Annotated in this window: 13 protein-coding genes; 6 read left to right on the plus strand and 7 right to left on the minus strand. The window is 69.7% G+C overall.

From position 1 onward, the window contains the following. Positions 1-324 precede the first annotated feature (324 nt). The 3 genes from B0F77_RS35055 to B0F77_RS35065 are packed head-to-tail and all read right to left on the minus strand — an operon-like array spanning position 325 to position 3,450. Positions 325-573 (minus strand): three-helix bundle dimerization domain-containing protein, encoded by a 249-nt coding sequence (locus tag B0F77_RS35055; RefSeq protein ID WP_143467054.1) that lies wholly within the window; start codon positions 571-573, stop codon positions 325-327. Positions 574-605: 32 nt separating this feature from the next. Next, positions 606-2,504 (minus strand): hypothetical protein, encoded by a 1,899-nt coding sequence (locus B0F77_RS35060; protein ID WP_086667333.1) that lies wholly within the window; start codon positions 2,502-2,504, stop codon positions 606-608. Between the two features lie 22 nt (positions 2,505-2,526). Further along, positions 2,527-3,450: a heme o synthase gene (locus tag B0F77_RS35065; protein WP_086667334.1), complete on the minus strand. Its 924-nt coding sequence runs from the start codon at positions 3,448-3,450 to the stop codon at positions 2,527-2,529. A 242-nt stretch (positions 3,451-3,692) separates the two neighbouring features. Between B0F77_RS35065 and tkt the strand changes: the two genes are divergently transcribed. Genes tkt through pgl form a run of 6 tightly spaced genes read left to right on the plus strand, consistent with a single transcriptional unit; the run spans position 3,693 to position 11,830 of the window. Continuing rightward, a complete protein-coding gene (gene tkt / locus B0F77_RS35070; RefSeq protein ID WP_086667335.1) occupies positions 3,693-5,777 on the plus strand; it encodes a transketolase in 2,085 nt (694 codons plus the stop codon). 4 nt (positions 5,778-5,781) lie between these two features. Further along, positions 5,782-6,894 (plus strand): transaldolase, encoded by a 1,113-nt coding sequence (tal, locus tag B0F77_RS35075; RefSeq protein ID WP_086667336.1) that lies wholly within the window; start codon positions 5,782-5,784, stop codon positions 6,892-6,894. A gap of 25 nt (positions 6,895-6,919) precedes the next feature. Further along, positions 6,920-8,506, plus strand: coding sequence for a glucose-6-phosphate isomerase (locus B0F77_RS35080; protein ID WP_245849047.1), 1,587 nt, complete (start codon positions 6,920-6,922; stop codon positions 8,504-8,506). 50 nt (positions 8,507-8,556) lie between these two features. After that, positions 8,557-10,044, plus strand: a complete 1,488-nt coding sequence (gene zwf / locus B0F77_RS35085; RefSeq protein ID WP_245849066.1) for a glucose-6-phosphate dehydrogenase — start codon at positions 8,557-8,559, stop codon at positions 10,042-10,044. Continuing rightward, positions 10,041-11,054 carry a glucose-6-phosphate dehydrogenase assembly protein OpcA gene (gene opcA / locus B0F77_RS35090; RefSeq protein WP_086667339.1) on the plus strand — a complete coding sequence of 338 codons (1,014 nt, stop codon included), beginning with the start codon at positions 10,041-10,043 and terminating at the stop codon, positions 11,052-11,054. Before zwf ends, opcA begins: the two co-directional genes overlap by 4 nt. Then, entirely contained in the window at positions 11,051-11,830 is a 780-nt protein-coding gene (pgl, locus tag B0F77_RS35095) for a 6-phosphogluconolactonase (protein WP_086667340.1), read from the plus strand. The genes opcA and pgl overlap by 4 nt, the downstream gene beginning before the upstream one ends. Before the next feature lie 48 nt (positions 11,831-11,878). On the opposite strand, the gene B0F77_RS35100 is transcribed toward pgl, so the two are convergent. From B0F77_RS35100 to B0F77_RS35115, 4 genes are all read right to left on the minus strand, one after another. After that, positions 11,879-12,709 (minus strand): M48 family metalloprotease, encoded by an 831-nt coding sequence (locus tag B0F77_RS35100; RefSeq protein ID WP_158102905.1) that lies wholly within the window; start codon positions 12,707-12,709, stop codon positions 11,879-11,881. 124 nt (positions 12,710-12,833) lie between these two features. Further along, a complete protein-coding gene (locus tag B0F77_RS35105) occupies positions 12,834-14,009 on the minus strand; it encodes a hypothetical protein (RefSeq protein WP_086667342.1) in 1,176 nt (391 codons plus the stop codon). Continuing rightward, positions 14,006-16,900, minus strand: coding sequence for a DEAD/DEAH box helicase (locus B0F77_RS35110; RefSeq protein ID WP_086667343.1), 2,895 nt, complete (start codon positions 16,898-16,900; stop codon positions 14,006-14,008). The genes B0F77_RS35105 and B0F77_RS35110 overlap by 4 nt, the downstream gene beginning before the upstream one ends. Before the next feature lie 10 nt (positions 16,901-16,910). After that, positions 16,911-17,831, minus strand: coding sequence for a hypothetical protein (locus B0F77_RS35115; RefSeq protein WP_086667344.1), 921 nt, complete (start codon positions 17,829-17,831; stop codon positions 16,911-16,913). Between the last annotated feature and the right edge of the window lie 87 nt (positions 17,832-17,918).

Genomic DNA, 17,918 nt, shown 5'->3' on the forward strand with positions numbered 1-17,918 from the left:
CGAAAGCGATACGAAGCACTCACACGCGAGCGCGCTGGATTCAGCGGTGTCGGTGGAGCAGCGAGTGGTGCAGGCCGAACAGCAGCGCCTTGGGCTCTAGTAGTGCTTTGTCGGGTCCGGAGGGACGGACTTCCGCGACAGCGGGCACAGGCGACCCCGGTGGTCGCGCTCTCACGATGCTGCACCTGTAAGTTGGTTGTAGTTACGAGCCGATGTAATCGATTGCAGATCACCTCAACTACCACCAACTGCGCTGGTAGTGGCCATGGGAGCGCAAGGCCCGCTGCGCAGGTCCAGGCAACCCGACAAAGCACTACTAGAACGTCACCGGGCAGGCGTGAGACCGACGGTCTGCTGAATGGGCATCTGCACACCAACGGCCGTAAGCGCCAGCTCACGGGCGGCGCGGCGTGCGGTCAGCACGGCGAGATGGGCGTGCACGGTCGAGGTGCGGCTGAGATCTTCATACGCTGCCGCGGCGGCCTCGAAGATCACGTCGTTCGCCACCCGGTCACCGAAGCGGTGGGTCAGGTCCGCGATCGCCTGACGGAGTTGAGCGTCCGAGTTCAGCATGTCTGCGAAAACGACCACTGGGCGTCGGCGGTTCACCTCAGACGCAAATCCGCCCCGGCGTGCAGCGCGTACGCGAGCCCCAGGACGTTGCCGCGGCCGAGCATCTCCCAGCGGGTGCGCCGCAACGCCTCCCCCGCGGGCATCCCCTCGGCCAGCCTGGCCAGCAGCATGCCGCTCACCCACCCCGCCATGCCCTGGTCGACCGCCACCTCGGGACAGATCACGCCCGCGGCGCCCGCCCCGTTCACCAAGGCGTCCACGAGGCCGGTCGGCGACGACGTCACCACCAGCGGCCGGTGCGGCCAGCCCTCGATCTCGAACGCCTCCAGGACACCCTCGTCGTAGACCAGGTGCACCACGTCCGCGCGCTCGTCCGTCAACGCCCGTGCCAGCCCCGCCGGGCTGACGTAGGCCGACGAGATCGACTCCGGCGGCAGGAACGACATCAGCTCGGCCACGTGCCGCTGGGTGAGCGTCCGGTCCAGATCGGGATCGACGGCCAGCGCCACCGAGACCGGGCGCGTTCCCGGCGCGATCTGCCACGCGAGCGGGCCGGCCGGTTGCTCCAGCACGCTCGACAGGCCCCAGAAACCGAAGGGGCACAACACGTTTCCGCTGTGGTCCGGCTCCGGGCACTGCGCGGGCACCGGTCCGCCGGCACCGAACGGCCCGAACCGCGCCACGGACGCGCACAGCCGATACGGCCCCTCGGTGAACGGCAGGTCGTAGACGAGCGCCCACGGCACCCGCGTGTGACCGGCCACCGTGATCACCCCGCCGCGCCGGACCGCCGCACCCAGTCGTCCACACAGCTCGGCACCCCGCACGGCCGCGGCGGCGAGATCCGCGCAGAAGCCCGGGAAGTCCTTGCCGTACCAGGGATCGAGCCCCGACACCGCCGGCACCGAACACGAAAGGTCGAGGCTGACCCACGACGGCACGCCGCCCGCCGCGACCAGCGCCCGTTCGCCGAGCACCAGGATCGAGGCCACCCGCGACGACAACGGCGCGAGGTCGGCGAACGTCCGCGACAAGCGGAACCGAAGCCGGACCTGCGACTCCCCCGCCCCGACCGGCAGCACCACCCGCTGGACGTGCACCGGCACCACACCGCGATAGATGACCAGCTCACCGCTCCACGGCACGGACGCGTACGGCGTGGTCACCGGGAAGCTCACCCACGGACTGGGGCCCTCCGCCGGCAGCACGAACGACTCGGCCTGCACGTCACGGCCGGTCATGCCGAGCACCGCGCGCAACTCCAGGTCGCCCGGCAGGGCGGCGGCATGCGCCCCGACGCGCACCCACACCTCGTAGGAAGCACCGGGCCGCAGGACTCCCGCGATCCCCTCGGTCGCGCCGGGCAACGCCACCACGACGGTCACCGCGCGGTCCTCGACCACGACCGGCTCCGGCAACGCGGTGTAGCGGACCATCCGGCGTCGTTCCAGCTCACCGAACTGCCAGATGGCGTCCTCGACGCGGCCCTCGCCCGGACCGGACGGCTCCGCGAGGACGACGTGCGGCGCGCTCCACCCCATCAGCACCGACGCGGTGTCCACTCCGGACACCCACGTGTGCGCGGCGGTGAACAGCAGGACCGGGCGCGACCGGCGCAGCGCCTGCACGACCGCGGTGGTGTCCCAGGAGCGCGTGTCGTGCAACGCCACCACGTCGCCGGGGACGTCCGTGATCGACGGCAGTTCGGCGGCCGACGAGAAGTGCCGGAGATCCAGCACGGCGAACTTCAGGACCCGCACCCGTGTGGCGACCGCGGTGGACGCCGCGTGACCAGGCACGAGCCCCTTGCTGACCAGCGCCCAGCCGCCCGGATCGGTCAGGACGACGAGCGAGCGGCCAGGAACGAACGCGGCGGCGAAGTCGAGCGGCGAGCCTTCACCACCGGTGACGGTGAACTCAACGGGCGCCACAGCCGTACGACTTGAGGTGCAGCTAGAACGGCCAGCCAAGCACCGGCAACCCGACCACGGCGTCCACGGCGAGACCGCAGAACACGAGCATCAGGTAGAGGTTCGACATGTGGAAGAACTTCATGGTGTTCGTGGACCCGCCGCGGCGAACAACGTTGTGCAGTTTGTGCGCGAAGACGGCGAACCACACGCCGGACAGGGCCGCCACCGCCACGTAGATCCAGGAGGTGACGGGGGCGAGGGCGAGCGTGCAGACGACCGTGATCCAGCTGTAGATGACGATCTGCCGCGTCACCTGCTGAGCTGTGGCCACCACGGGCAGCATCGGCACGCCTGCTCGCGCGTAGTCCTCCTTGAACTTCATGGCGAGGGCCCAGGTGTGCGGCGGAGTCCAGAAGAAGATGACGCCGAACATCACGAGGGCCGGCCACTCCACCGTGCCCGTCACCGCGCTCCAGCCGATGATCACCGGCATGCAGCCCGCCATGCCGCCCCAGATGATGTTCTGGGAGGTCCGGCGCTTGAGCACGAGCGTGTACACGAAGATGTAGAACAGGATGGTCGCCACGGCGAAGGCGGCCGACATGAGGTTGACGAAGATCCAGAGGAACGCGAACGAGACGACGCCGAGCACGATGCCGAAGATCAGGGCGTTGCGCGGCGGGATGGCGTTCTGCGCGAGCGGCCGGGCCGTGGTCCGCTTCATGACGGAGTCGATGTCGGCGTCGACGAAGCAGTTGAGGGCATTTGCCGACCCCGCGGCGAGAGTGCCGCCGGTGAGCGTGCAGGCGATCAGCCACAGCGGCGGGAGGCCGTGCTGGGCCAGGAGCATCGCGGGGATCGTGGTGATCAGCAGGAGCTCGATGACCCGCGGTTTGGTGAGCGCCACGTAGGCGCCAACAACCTGACGAGGCGACCTGGCAGGGGCCTCGAGGACGGCACTCATCGTGTGAACGCTCCTCGCATCGCAGAGGTGTGAAAACCAGCGACTGATGGTAACCGCGCAAAGAATTCACAGCCCGTTCGGGTGCTGGTGTGCCCCGGCACACACCCACCTGAGACCTTTCAGAGCAACATCTGAATCTCTCAGGACTAGGCTGGCCGGTGGACGAGGGAGAGATGCGGGTCAGGCCGTTCGGGATCGATCAAGCCTGCCCGCCCTAGCGACAAGAGTGGAGCTGTAAGTCCGTGACCGTCACCGACGACATCACCCGGCTCACGAAGGCCGATCTGCCTGACGACTGGACGGAGCTGGACAAGCGCGCCGTCGACACCGCGCGGTTGCTCGCTGCGGACGCGGTGCAGAAGGTCGGCAACGGGCACCCCGGCACCGCCATGAGCCTCGCGCCGCTGGCGTACACGCTGTTCCAGCGCGTCCTGCGGCACGACCCCGCCGACCCGGACTGGATCGGCCGCGACCGGTTCGTGCTGTCCGCGGGCCACTCCAGCCTGACGCTGTACGTGCAGCTGTTCCTCTCCGGCTACGGCCTGGAGCTGGACGACCTGAAGGCGTTGCGCACGTGGGGTTCCAAGACCCCCGGCCACCCCGAGCACGGGCACACCAGGGGCGTCGAGATCACGACCGGCCCGCTGGGCTCCGGTCTCGCCTCCGCCGTGGGCATGGCCATGGCCGCCCGCCGCGAGCGCGGCCTGTTCGACCCGGACGCCGCGCCGGGCGAGAGCCCGTTCGACCACAACATCTACGTGATCGCCTCCGACGGTGACATCGAGGAGGGCGTCACCTCCGAGGCCTCGTCGCTGGCCGGCACGCAGCAGCTCGGCAACCTGGTCGTCTTCTACGACGACAACAAGATCTCGATCGAGGACGACACGACGATCGCGCTGTCCGAGGACACCGCGAAGCGCTACGAGGCCTACGGCTGGCACGTCCAGGTCGTCGAGTCCGGCGAGAACGTCAAGGGCATCCTCCAGGCGATCGAGAACGCCAAGGCCGAGACCGAGCGTCCCTCGTTCATCCTGCTGCGCACGATCATCGGCTACCCGGCGCCGACCAAGCAGAACACCGGTGCCGCGCACGGTGCCGCGCTGGGCGCCGACGAGGTCAAGGCCACCAAGGAGATCCTCGGCTTCGACCCGGAGCAGACCTTCGAGGTCACCGACGAGGTCCTGAACCACACCCGCGAGGTCGTCAAGCGCGGCGAGCACGCCAAGGCGCAGTGGCAGACCTCGTTCGACGCGTGGGCCTCGGCCAACCCGGAGAACAAGGCGCTGCTGGACCGCCTGGTCGCCCGTCAGCTGCCCGACGGCTGGGCCGACGCGCTGCCGGTGTACCCGGTGGACGCCAAGGGCGTGCCGACCCGCAAGGCCTCCGGTGAGGTGATCAACGCCCTCGCCGCCGCGCTGCCGGAGCTGTGGGGCGGTTCGGCCGACCTCGCCGAGTCGAACCTGACGACCATCAAGGGCGCCAAGTCGTTCGGCCCGGAGTCGATCTCCACCGGCATGTGGAAGGCCGACCCGTACGGCCGCGTGCTGCACTTCGGTGTCCGCGAGCACGCGATGGGCGCCATCCTCAACGGCATCGCGCTGCACGGCCCGACCCGTCCGTTCGGTGGCACGTTCCTCGTGTTCTCCGACTACATGCGCCCGTCGGTGCGTCTCGCGGCGATCATGCAGGCCGCCGTCACGTACGTGTGGACGCACGACTCCATCGGCCTGGGCGAGGACGGCCCGACGCACCAGCCGATCGAGCACCTCGCCGCCCTGCGCGCGATCCCGGACTTCGCGGTCGTCCGCCCCGGCGACGGCAACGAGACCGCGTACGCGTGGAAGGCCGTGCTGGAGCAGTTCGGCCCGGTCGGCCTCGCGCTGACCCGCCAGAACGTCCCGACGCTCGAAGGCACCTCCGCCGAGGGCGTGAAGCGCGGTGGTTACGTGCTCTTCGGTGACGAGAACCCCGAGATCGTGATCATCGGCACTGGCTCCGAACTGCAGATGGCGTACGAGGCTGGAAAGGTTCTGCAGGGCGAGGGCGTTGCAGTGCGTGTGGTCTCCATGCCGTCGCTCGACTGGTTCGAGAAGCAGGACGCCGAGTACCGCGAGTCGGTCATCCCGTCGTCGGTGAAGGCACGCGTCGCGGTCGAAGCGGGCATCGCGCAGCCGTGGTACCGCCACGTCGGCGACGCGGGCGAGATCGTGTCGATCGAGCACTTCGGCGCCTCGGCCGACTACCAGACGTTGTTCAAGGAGTTCGGCTTCACGACGGAGAACGTCGTCGCCGCCGCCCGCCGTTCCCTTGACCGAGTGAGGGGTTAAGAAGTTGAGCAAGCCGAATCTCGCCGCACTGTCCGGCGCGGGCGTCTCCATCTGGCTGGACGACCTGTCGCGTGAGCGGCTCACCAGCGGCAACCTGGACGAGCTGATCCGCGACTGGAACGTCGTCGGTGTCACGACGAACCCGACGATCTTCGCGGGCGCGCTCTCGAAGGGCGAGTCCTACGACGAGCAGGTCCGGGAGCTCGCGAACCGGGGTGCCGACACCGAGGCGACCATCCGCGAGGTCACCACGACGGACGTGCGCAACGCATGCGACAAGTTCCGCGACATCTACAACTCGACCAACGGTGTGGACGGCCGCGTCTCCATCGAGGTCGACCCGCGCCTGGCGTTCGACACGGACAAGACCGTGGCCGAGGCGCAGGACCTGTGGAAGACCGTGGACCGGCCGAACCTGCTGGTGAAGATCCCGGCCACCGAGGCGGGTCTCCCGGCGATCACCAAGACGATCGCCGAGGGCATCAGCGTCAACGTCACGCTGATCTTCTCCACCGAGCGCTACCAGGCCGTCATGGACGCCTACCTCGCCGGCCTGGAGCAGGCCAAGGCGAACGGCCACGACCTGCGCTCGATCCACAGCGTGGCGTCGTTCTTCGTGTCGCGTGTGGACACTGAGATCGACAAGCGCCTCGACGAGATCGGTACGGACGAGGCCAAGGCTCTGCGCGGCAAGGCTGCTCTCGCCAACGCGTGGATCGCCTACGGCGCGTTCGAGAAGACCTTCCAGGGCTCGCGCTGGGAGGCTTTGAAGGCCGACGGCGCCAACGCGCAGCGTCCGCTGTGGGCGTCGACCGGTGTGAAGGACCCGAGCTACTCCCCCACCCTCTACGTCGACCAGCTCGTCGTGAACGACGTCGTGAACACGATGCCGGAGAAGACGCTGCACGCCGTCGCCGACGGGGGCAAGATCGCGGGTGACACGGTCACCGGACGCGCCGCAGAGGGCCAGGAGGTGTTCGACCAGCTCGCCGCCGTGGGAATCGACCTCGAGGACGTGTTCAAGGTCCTGGAGACCGAGGGCGTCGAGAAGTTCGAGAAGTCCTGGGAAGAGTTGCTCGAGACGGTGACGAACCAACTGGCTCAACTGAAGGGCTGATCACGAAGTGACCTCCGTCGAAATCGTGAGGTCACCGAACGCCGACCAGGTCAGCATCATCGCTGCTGACCTGGTCGCGGATTCGGTGCCGAGCAAGCTGACCGCGCAGGACCCGACCCTGTGGGGGCCGGAAGCCGAGTCCGAGGCGAGCATCCGCCTGTCGTGGACGACGTTGCACGAGACGTCCCGAGCACTGCTCCCCGAACTCGTGGCCCTGCGCGCCGAACTGCACGCCGAGGGCGTCGACCGCGTGGTGCTCGCCGGAATGGGCGGCTCGTCGCTGGCCCCCGAGGTGATCACGCGGACGCGGAACGTGCCGCTGATCGTGCTGGACACCACCGATCCCGCCCAGGTCGCCGACGCTCTCGCCGGTGACCTCGAGCGCACGGTGATCGTGGTGTCGTCCAAGTCCGGTGGGACCGTCGAGACCGACAGCCACCGGCGCATCTTCGAGAAGGCTTTCGCCGACGCGGGCATCGACGCCGCGTCGCGCATCGTGGTGGTCACCGACCCCGGTTCGCCCCTGCAGAAGGCGTCCGAGGAAGCGGGCTACCGCAAGGTGTTCCTGGCCGACCCGAACGTCGGCGGCCGGTACTCGGCGCTGACCGCGTTCGGTCTCGTGCCCTCGTACCTCGCCGGCGCGGACGTCGAGTCGCTGCTCGACGAGGCCGCCGAGGCCGCGAAGCTCGTGTCCGAGGACTCGGTCGAGAACCCCGCGGTCGTCCTGGCCGCGATCTTCGGCGCCGCGCACGCGAACGGTGCCGAGAAGATCGTGTTCGCCGACACCGGGTCCGGCATCGTCGGGTTCGGTGACTGGGCCGAGCAGCTGATCGCCGAGTCGACCGGCAAGAACGGCACCGGCCTGCTGCCGGTCGTCGTCGAGGGCCCCGGCGCTCCCGGCTTCGTGGACGCGCGTTCGGACGCCACGACCGTGGCGATCGGACCGGCCACCGGTTCCGCCAACATCGCGGTCGAGGGCAAGCTCGGCGCGCAGATGCTGCTGTGGGAGTACGCGACCGCGCTCGTCGGCCGGGTGCTCGGCATCAACCCGTTCGACCAGCCCGACGTCGAGGCCGCGAAGAAGGCCGCCCGCGCACTGCTCGACGCGCCGGTCGCCTCCTCGTCCGCACCGTCCTTCGTGGACGGACCGGTCGAGGGTCACGGCACCGACTGGGCGCCGCGCAAGGTCGACACCGTCGCGGAAGCGCTTGCGGCGCTGGTTGAAGTGGCGCCCGACCACGGCTACATCTCCGTTCAGGCGTACTTGGACAGGATCGACGACGCGTCGTTCGAGCTGCTCCGTGCGGAGATCGCGAAGAGGACGCACCTGCAGACCACCTTCGGCTGGGGTCCGCGCTTCCTGCACTCGACCGGCCAGTACCACAAGGGCGGTCACCAGAACGGCGTGTTCATCCAGATCACCGGCGAGTCCGGCGACGACCTGGAGGTGCCCGGCCGTCCCTACACGCTCGCGCAGCTGCAGCTCGCGCAGGCGCTCGGCGACGGTCAGGTGCTGATCGAACACGGTCGCCCGGTGCTGCGGCTTCACCTCGAAGACCGCATCGCAGGTCTGGCCCAGCTCGTCGAGGCAGTCCAGGAGGACGGTTCGTGACCGCATCCGACAAGTGGCGCAACCCGCTGCGGGACGCGCGCGACAAGCGCATGCCCCGCATCGCGGGCCCGAGCGCGCTGGTCATCTTCGGCGTCACCGGTGACCTGTCGCGCAAGAAGCTCATGCCCGCGATCTACGACCTCGCGAACCGGGGTCTGCTGCCGCCGGGCTTCGGTCTCGTCGGCTTCGCCCGCCGTGACTGGGCCGACCAGGACTTCATGAAGGTCGTGCACGACGCGGTGAAGGAGCACGCGCGGACGCCGTTCAACGAGGCGGTCTGGCAGCAGCTCGCCGAGGGCATCCGGTTCGTGCAGGGCACGTTCGACGACGACCAGTCGTTCGACAACCTCGCGTCGTGCCTCGCGGCTCTGGACGCCGAGCGCGGCACGGGCGGCAACCACGCGTTCTACCTGTCGATCCCGCCGGGCGCGTTCCCGACGGTGGTCAACCAGCTCAAGCGCGCGGGCCTGGCGCAGACGCAGGCCGACCAGTGGCGCCGCGTCGTGATCGAGAAGCCGTTCGGTCATGACCTGGCGAGCGCGAAGCAGCTGAACAAGACGGTCAACGAGGTCTTCCCCGAGGAGTCGGTGTTCCGCATCGACCACTACCTCGGCAAGGAGACCGTGCAGAACATCCTGGCGCTGCGGTTCGCGAACCAGCTGTACGAACCCATCTGGAACTCGAACTACGTCGACCACGTGCAGATCACCATGGCCGAGGACATCGGTCTCGGTGGCCGCGCGGGCTACTACGACGGCATCGGCGCGACGCGCGACGTCATCCAGAACCACCTGCTGCAGCTGCTCGCGCTGATCGCGATGGAGGAGCCGGTCTCCTTCAAGCCGTCGGACCTGCGCGCGGAGAAGGTGAAGATCCTCTCGGCGACGCGGCCCGCGGGACCGTTCGAGGAGACCACCTCGCGCGGTCAGTACACCGGTGGCTGGCAGGGCGGTCAGAAGGTGCCCGGTCTGCTGGAGGAGGGCGGTTTCTCGCCCGAGTCGAAGACCGAGACGTTCGGCGCGATCACCTGCGAGGTCAACACCCGCCGCTGGGCCGGGGTGCCGTTCTACCTGCGCACCGGCAAGCGCCTGGGCCGGCGCGTCACCGAGGTGGCGGTCGTGTTCAAGCGGGCGCCGCACCTGCCGTTCGACGACACCGCGACCGAGGAGCTCGGGCAGAACGCCCTGGTGGTCCGGGTGCAGCCGGACGAGGGCGTGACGATCCGGTTCGGGTCGAAGGTGCCGGGCAACACCATGGAGGTCCGCGACGTCACGATGGACTTCGGTTACGGCCACTCGTTCACCGAGTCGTCGCCGGAGGCCTACGAGCGGCTGCTGCTCGACGTGCTGCTCGGTGAGCCGTCGCTGTTCCCGAAGAACGACGAGGTCGAGCTCTCCTGGGAGATCCTCGACCCGGTGCTGGAGTTCTGGGCGCGCAAGGACGAACCAGCTTTGGAAAAGTACAAGGCCGGTACGTGGGGGCCGCCGTCGGCGGACGCGATGACGGCTCGGACCGGAAGGCACTGGAGGCGTCCGTGATCATCGACCTGCCCTCGACCACCACTTCCCAGATCAACTCGCGGCTGGTTCGTCTGCGTGACGAAGGTGGCGCGACCACGCTGGGCCGCGTGCTGACCCTGGTCATCGTGACCGAGGACGGCCAGCGCACCGACGCCGCGATCGACGCGGCCAACGACGCCTCGCGCGAACACCCGTGTCGCGTGATCGTCGTGGCCCGCGGCGCTCGTCAGGCCGCACCTCGCCTGGACGCGCAGATCCGCGTCGGTGGCGACGCTGGTGCGTCCGAGGTCGTTGTTCTTCGTCTGTACGGAGAACTGGCCAAGGAAGGCGCGTCCTGTGTGATGCCGCTGCTCCTGCCGGACACCCCGGTCGTGGCGTGGTGGCCGTTCGACGCACCGATCTCCCCGTCCAAGGACCCGATCGGCCAGCTCGCGCAGCGCCGCATCACCGACGCGGCCGCGGAGAAGAACCCGATCAAGGCCCTGGAGTCCCGCAAGGCGCACTACGCGCCGGGCGACACGGACCTGGCGTGGACGCGGCTGACGTTGTGGCGCGCCATGCTCGCGGCGTCGCTCGACCTGCCGCCGTACGAGAAGATCGTCGAGGCCGAGGTGACCGGTGAGGCCGACTCGCCGTCCACGGACCTGCTGGCGGCGTGGCTGACGGACAAGCTGAAGGTGCCCGCGAAGCGCTACAAGGCGACCTCCGGTGAAGGCATCGTGCAGGTCAAGCTGGACCGCGCGTCCGGTGCCGTCGACCTGATCCGCCCGGACGGCAAGGTGGGCACGCTCTCGCAGCCCGGCCAGCCGTCGCGCCGGGTGGCGTTGCAGCGTCGTTCGGTCCGCGACTGTCTCGCCGAGGAACTGCGCCGGCTCGACCCCGACGAGGTCTACGCCGCCGCGTTGAAGTCGCTGTCGAAGGTCGCGAAGGGCCGCACGCCCTCCGCGAAGCCCGAGGAGCCCGCTCCGGAGGCCGCCGCCAACGGCAAGGCGGCGCCGAAGAAGTCCAAGGCGAAGGCGAGTTCGTGAGCAATCCGCAGGTAGTGGTCCACCGCGACGGCGACCTCCTGGCCGCCGCCGCGGCGGCGCGCCTGGTCACCCGCATGGTCGACGCCCAGGCCGCCCGCGGCTCCGCGTCGGTCGTGCTGACCGGCGGCCGCACCGGCACCGCCGTGCTGGAACACCTGAACCGCAACGCCGCCCGTGACGCCGTGGACTGGTCCCGCGTGGACCTGTACTGGGGCGACGAGCGTTTCCTGCCTTCCGGTCACGCGGAGCGCAACGAGACGCAGGCACGTGCGGCGCTGCTGGACCACGTGCCGGTCGACCCGTCGCGCGTGCACGTGATGGAGCCTTCGGACGGCAAGTTCGGCGACGACCCGGAGGCCGCCGCGTCGGCCTACGCGGATCTGCTCGCTTCCCTTGCCCGGCCGGAGGATCACGGCGACGTGCCCACGTTCGACGTGTGCATGCTGGGCGTCGGCGAAGAGGGTCACGTGGCGTCGGTGTTCCCCGCTTCTCCTGCCGTGTACGAGAAGGAACGGACCGTCGTCGCCGTCCGCAACTGCCCGAAGCCACCGCCCACGCGCGTGTCGCTGACGTTGTCGTCGGTGCGCCGCGCCCAGGAGGTCTGGCTGATGACCACCGGCGCGGCGAAAGCCGCCGCGGTGGCCATGGCTCTCTCGGGCGCGGGCGAGGTCCAGCTGCCGGCCGCGGGTGCCACGGGCCGTCGCCGCACGTTGTGGTTGCTGGACACGGCGGCCGCTTCGGCGGTGCCGACGTTGTTCAAACCGCCGCTGGCGTGATCAGGATGAAGGGTCCCTTCATACACCTCAGGTGGATGAAGGGACCCTTCATCGACGTTGCTGGAGACGGGTGATCCGCTGCGCACACGACGGGTGCGAGGCCAGCATCCGGGCCCGCAGCCCAGCCCTCGCGCGGATGTCGTCGTGCCCCTCCCGGATCCACCGCTGCAACACCTCCAGCAGCCGCGGCCCGTACCCGAGCTCGGCGGCGATCCGGTCCGCGTGCAACTCCGCCCGCCGGCTGGTCAACGCCACCAGCGGCGCGATCACCGGCACCAGCAACAGCCACGGACTGGCCAGCACCGCGACAATTCCCAGCGCCACCACGAGAACGACGGACACGATGGCCCCCGTGCCGCCGAACGCCTGCCCGATTCTGAGCACGACCACCCCGACCAGAACGACCACGAGAATCGTCATCCGCGCGGGCAGCTCGTACCACCACCGCAACAGACTGATCTTCGTGTGCCCGGCCAGGTGATGCCCGAGCTCGTGCGCCAGCACCGCTTCCAGCTGCTCTCGCGGCAGGCCGAGCGCCGCGGTCGACACCCCGACCACGTGCCCGCCCACCGCCATCGCGTTGATCTCCCGGGAGTTCTGGATCCGCAACCAGTACCGGCCTGGATCAACCCCCGCGTTGGCGCACACGTCCTCCAGCAAGGGTTCCAACGTCGCGCTTTCCGTTCTGGTGGGCTTCCGAAGCCGGTGTACGACGGCCGCCAGCACTCGATCCGTGGCCGGCACGAACACGATCGCGCCGGAAACCAGCCACAGCACCGGGAACAGCCACCACATCTGCTGGCTGACCGCCCGCCCGAGCAACGACACGAGCAGCAAGCTGCTCAACACCGTCGGGACACCGAGCAGGAGTTCTGCCACGGCGGCAACGTGAAATCGTCGGGATGCGGGCATCGTCACCACCCCTCGGCGTACGAGCGTTCCAGCCACAACCCGTTTGCGTCCAGCCGATTCGCCCGTCCCGCCCAACGTGCCGCCCGGATGATCAGCCCTTCAGCCGGTTCGCGAGCCGGCGATTGCCTGCCTGTTCGGCCATCGCGGCCGCGTCGCCGGCCGTGAGTCCGGTGAACCCGAGCTGGGTCCGGAGCCGGGCCAGCCTGCTCTCGATCTGGTCCCGGCTGACCTGCGACCGTGCGGTCACGAAGTAGTCGAGGCGTTCGAGCAGGGCGCGCCCGCGGACCTGTTCGTCCTGGCACCACACCTGGAAGAAGCCGGTGTTCTGCAGGACGAACGAGCCGAGCCGGTACAGCGCGACGCCCTTGTCGCCACCGAACGCGGCACCGGGCAGCGTCACGCGCAGCATCCCGCCGGCTGTCCTGGACAGGCGGTAGTCGTCCAAGTCGTTGCGCCGCAACCAGTCGAGGGCGCGCTGCTGGTCGTCCTGGGCGGACCGGGTCTCGGTCTCCAACACCCCGGCGATCTCCGGAGTGCGTTCGGCGAGCGCGGTCAGGTCCGGATCGGCCTCGTCGCTCGCCTGGCTGTAGACGAGATACCGCATGCGACGCCCGTCGAGCGCGCGAATGACGTACACCGGCAGGAAAAGCTGCTCCGGCGCGCACGCCAGACGTGGGTTGTCGATCTGCGCCGGGAGGTTGAACCGGTCCCGATCAGGACTGCTCGCGAGCCGCGGCAGTGCGCCTGGATCGAAGCCCCTGGCGGTGTACAGGGCCTGGAACGAGCCGAAGCCGGCGTCGATGGGCGCCAGCGTGACCTTGCGGGAGTCGTAGTGCGGGCGGGTCAGCGGCTGCGACTCCCACCCGTCGAAGTACAGCTTGCGCCGATCCTCCGCCTTGAGCACGTACCGCTTCTGCTCACGGGTGGACCGCAGGCCCAGTGGCGTGAGCGACCAGACGCCGTCCGACCACGTGACGTGGCCGATCGCGGCGAGCGCGCGCAACGCCCGGTCGACGATCACCTCGTCCAGCGCGTAGAACCGGGCGAGGCCCGCCGTCGTCACCAGCCCGCCCTCGGCGATGCCGCGTTCGAGGTACCGGTCGATCAGGTCGTAGTCCTCGGCCTCGGTGACCGTCGACGTGATCGTGACGCACCAGACCGGGAACAGCAGGGCGAAGATGCGCGTCGGCGTCGTCCCGCGGGCGAAGGCCGCGTCTTCGAGCACCCGTTGCTCCGGGTACGGGAACAGCTTGGTCCTGGTGGTCATCCGAGCTTCCCGATGATCTCGTCGTACTGCCTGATGTCGCCGTGCCGCGCGACGTGGTCCCGCATCCGGCGCGCCAGGTCCCGGAACCCGTCGTCGCGGGCCGCTGTCAGGGTGTTCAGGTCACCGACCAGCACGAGCTGGTGCTTGGCTCGGGTGAACGCCACGTTGGCGCGCCGCAACTCCCGGAGGAAACCGACGTGGCCGTCGGGGTTGCTGCGGGTGAACCCGTACAGGATCACGTCGCGCTCGCCGCCCTGGAAGGAGTCGACCGTGCCGACGTTCAGCTTCACCTTCTCCTCGTCGCCCAGCACGGCGAGCAGCGCGGTGGTGATCGCCTTGACCTGAGCCCGATACGGCACGATGACCGCCCACTCCGCTCCACGTCCGTCGTAGTACTCGGCGAGTTTGCTCAGCAGCCGTGCCTCCGCCGGGTTGTGACAGCCGCGGACACCGCGTTCGCGTTCGGCGACAGGCCGTTCCCCGCGCTGGGCCTGCGGCAGCCGCGAGGTGTCGACGAACGCGAACGCGCCGCGGAACAACGGATCGTCGTGCACGCGGTCGACGTCCGTGTGGAGCATGCCGCGGTAGAACGACTCCGAGATGAACTCGGCGATGACCGCGGGCATCCGGCGCTGGCGGGTCAGCGGCACCACGTTCGCGCCGGGGAACCCGTCGACCGCCAGCTCGAGCGCGCTCTTCGCGAGCAGCCGCCGGATCGTCGGGTCGCCCACCTCCTTGCCCCACGTCTCGACCTCCGAGTCGAGGAACGGCGGCAGCTGCTGGTGATCACCGACCAGGACCGCTCGCCGGGCACGGACCAGCGGCACGAGCACGTCCGCCATGCCGATCTGGCCGGCCTCGTCGACGATCGCCAGCTCGAAGTCCACATCGGACAGTTCGGGCCGCGACGCCGCGCCGATCGCGGTGCACGCGATCACGTCCGCGTACCGGATCAGCTCGGGGTGCAGCTGCCTGGTCGCGCCGCCGACCTCCTCACGCCACTGCGCGAGCAACTGGGACCGGTTGCGCAGCAACGGCATTCGCTCGGTCGTCCAGGCCAGGAGAGCCCGCAGGTCGTCCGCGACGGCCTCGTCGCGCACCTGTGGTGGCGCGTCGAACGCGCTCACCGCGTGACGGGTGGCGTGCGCGGCGGTCAACGCCTCGGCGCGAGCCTCCCCCGTTCGCTGTTCCCACGCGGTGAGGTCCGCGTGCGCGGCCTGGACGAACGGAACCTCCCGGGTGGCCTCGCCGAGGCGCTGCTCGGCCACCGCGAGCTCCTGCCGTTGCCGCTCGACCGCCGCGGCCAGCTGCTCGAGCCTCGCCCGCAGAGTCCGCAACCGCTTGTCGCACAACGACGCGAACAGCCCGCCCAGCGCGGTCCGCCACCGGCCGTACCGCTCCCCCGCCCGGCTCACCCTGGCCAGCTTGCGGGACATCGTGACGTGCCCGGCGGCGATTTCGTCCACTGTGGACGTCAGTGCGCCTCCCGCGGCACGCTGCGCTTCCCGCAGCCTCGTGCGGGACTGGGCTTCCGCCGCCAGTGCGGCGAAGAAGACCTCGGTGCGGTCGGCGAGCTCGGCCGCCCACTTCTCGGCGATGTCGAGGTCACCGATGTTCGCCAGCGTGAACTCGGTCTGGTTGAGGATCGTCTGACGCAGTTCCGCCGACTGGCGTTCCAGCAGGTAGGGCTGCCCCTCCTCGGTCACCACACCCTCGTTGCCCACCCGGACCACGACGAGCCCGCCGGGGATTCGCGCGAGCACGTTGTCGACGGCGCGGTTGGTGTGGGAGGTGATCAGCACCCGTTGCCGGGGCCGGTGTCCGGCGGCGCCGTGTGCGGCCGCCTGGCAGACCTGGCTGATCACGCGGGTCTTGCCGGTGCCTGGTGGTCCGAGCACCAGCAGCACGTCCGGCACCGCGAGCGCCTTGCGGAAGGCCAAGAGCTGGTCGTCGTCGAGACCCTCGGTCGGTTCGTCGGCGTGCGGGGCGAACGGCCGCACGAGGTGGTCGACGAACGCCGGCAGCAGGTGCGGGTTGAGCGACTGCCCGGCCCGCAGCGTGGCAACGGCTTCGCGCTGCTTGTCGAACACGACGGTGCTCGGCGTGACCTCCAGGTCACCGGTCTGTTCGAGCCGCCCGAAGTCCACGGGCTGGTCGAACCGGACCACCACCGCCTGGCCGTCGACCCGCGTCACCTGACCGCGCTGTTCCGGCTCGCCGCGGACCTGGACGAACGTGTCCTGTTCCGGCACCCTGCCGCCCGCGAGCCGGAACTCGTACATCGAGGCGGCGCCACGCCTGCGTTCGCCGATGGGGTCGACCCCGCGGTACGGGTACGGTTTCTCGCGCCGCGCCTCGGACATCGTGATCTGCTGGTTGGCCTCGATCATCGTCGCGACCGTGTCGAGGAACCCCGTGTGCGCGGGGTTCCGCGGGGCAGCGGCCGCGGCCGGCTCCTGGTTGAGGGCCTGCCATCCCGCGAGCACCCGTTCCCAGTGCGCCGACGCGCCCTGAGGCAGCATCCGGATCTCGAACACCCGGTGCCACGACGGTGGCCGGATGATCAGGCACGCCTGCGCGAGCCGGTGGTGATCGCGGATCCGCAGCGGATCGACCGACGCGATCACGTATCCGTCGCGGAACCTGGTCGGGTACAGGCGGAGCACCCACGTCCGGCCGTAGAGGAGCAGACTCGGGTCACCGCCCGGCTTGTACGACGGGCTCACCGTCGCCGCCACACCGTCCCGCCGCTGGTTCAGCTCGGCGATCACGTGGTCGAGGCTCGCCGGCATGCCGGGATGGTCCTGAGCCCGCGACCGCAGCTGGGCGTCGGTCTTCGCGGACGGCACTAGATGAATGGTCGTGGGCACGACGACCTGGCGGAACGCCACAACTGCTCCCTCAGTGGATGTCGGCGCGGGCCGCGAGCACCATCGCGCCGAAGGACCGCATGTCCGGCCGTTGCGCCGGATCCACGGCCAGCGCGGCCTGTACCGCCGCCGCGAGCCGTTCCGGAACGGGTGCCCACGACGTGAGCGGGAGTGGACCGGCCGGACGTCCGGCGATCACGTGGTAGGCGAGGGCCGCGACCTGGTAGACGTCGGTCCAGCCACCGACGTTGCCGCTGCCGCGCATGTGCTGCTCCGGCGCCTGATAAGCGGAGGGATGCTCGTTGCGCCCGACGGGCCGCGCGGCGAGCCCGAGGTCTCGCAACACGAGACGACCGTCGTCCAGCACGATCACCCCGTCCGGGGTGAGACCGCGATGCGCGAGGCCGCGCTCGTGCAGGCTGCCGAGCGTCGTGCCGAGGCCGGCGAGCCCTCCACAGAGCCGGAACAGCCGCAACGAGTCCATGACGTGCGTCCCCACCAACGCGTCGAGCCCGTCGCACGGCTTGCCCGAACTCGACGTGGGCCACGTCGAGACCAACGTCGTCGTCCGGCCGGTCACGTCGAACTGCACCACCCGCGGAAACCCCGTGCCCCGCAACGCTTTCAGCAGGTCGGCCTCGGCCCCGAGCGCACCCGCCGGCGTCGCCTGCCGGAGCCAGACGTGGCCGTCCGGTGCCTTGCACCGAGCCTGGCGGCGCCACGTCGTGCCGTCGTCCGACCAGCGTTCCTCGGCGAGGTGAGCCTGGACGAGATAGGTGCGCTGACCGACGGTGACCTCAGCCCCGGCGCCGAACGCCTGCGGCTTCTCGACCTCGGTCGGCACGATGAACCGTGCCCCGCCGTACAAGTGCACATCGCCGTGGACGTCGCGCGCCTGCACCACCGGACCGGACACATGGCCGTCCACCGAGTTCGTGACCTCGTCGCTCACACCGCCTCCAGCACGGCCGGCAGAAGCATCAGAGGCTTGCAGGTTCACCCGTTTGTGTCCAGCCGATTCGACCATTCCGCCCAACAT

The organism is Lentzea kentuckyensis, assembly GCF_002150765.1.
GTDB classification, from domain to species: Bacteria; Actinomycetota; Actinomycetes; order Mycobacteriales; family Pseudonocardiaceae; genus Lentzea; species Lentzea kentuckyensis.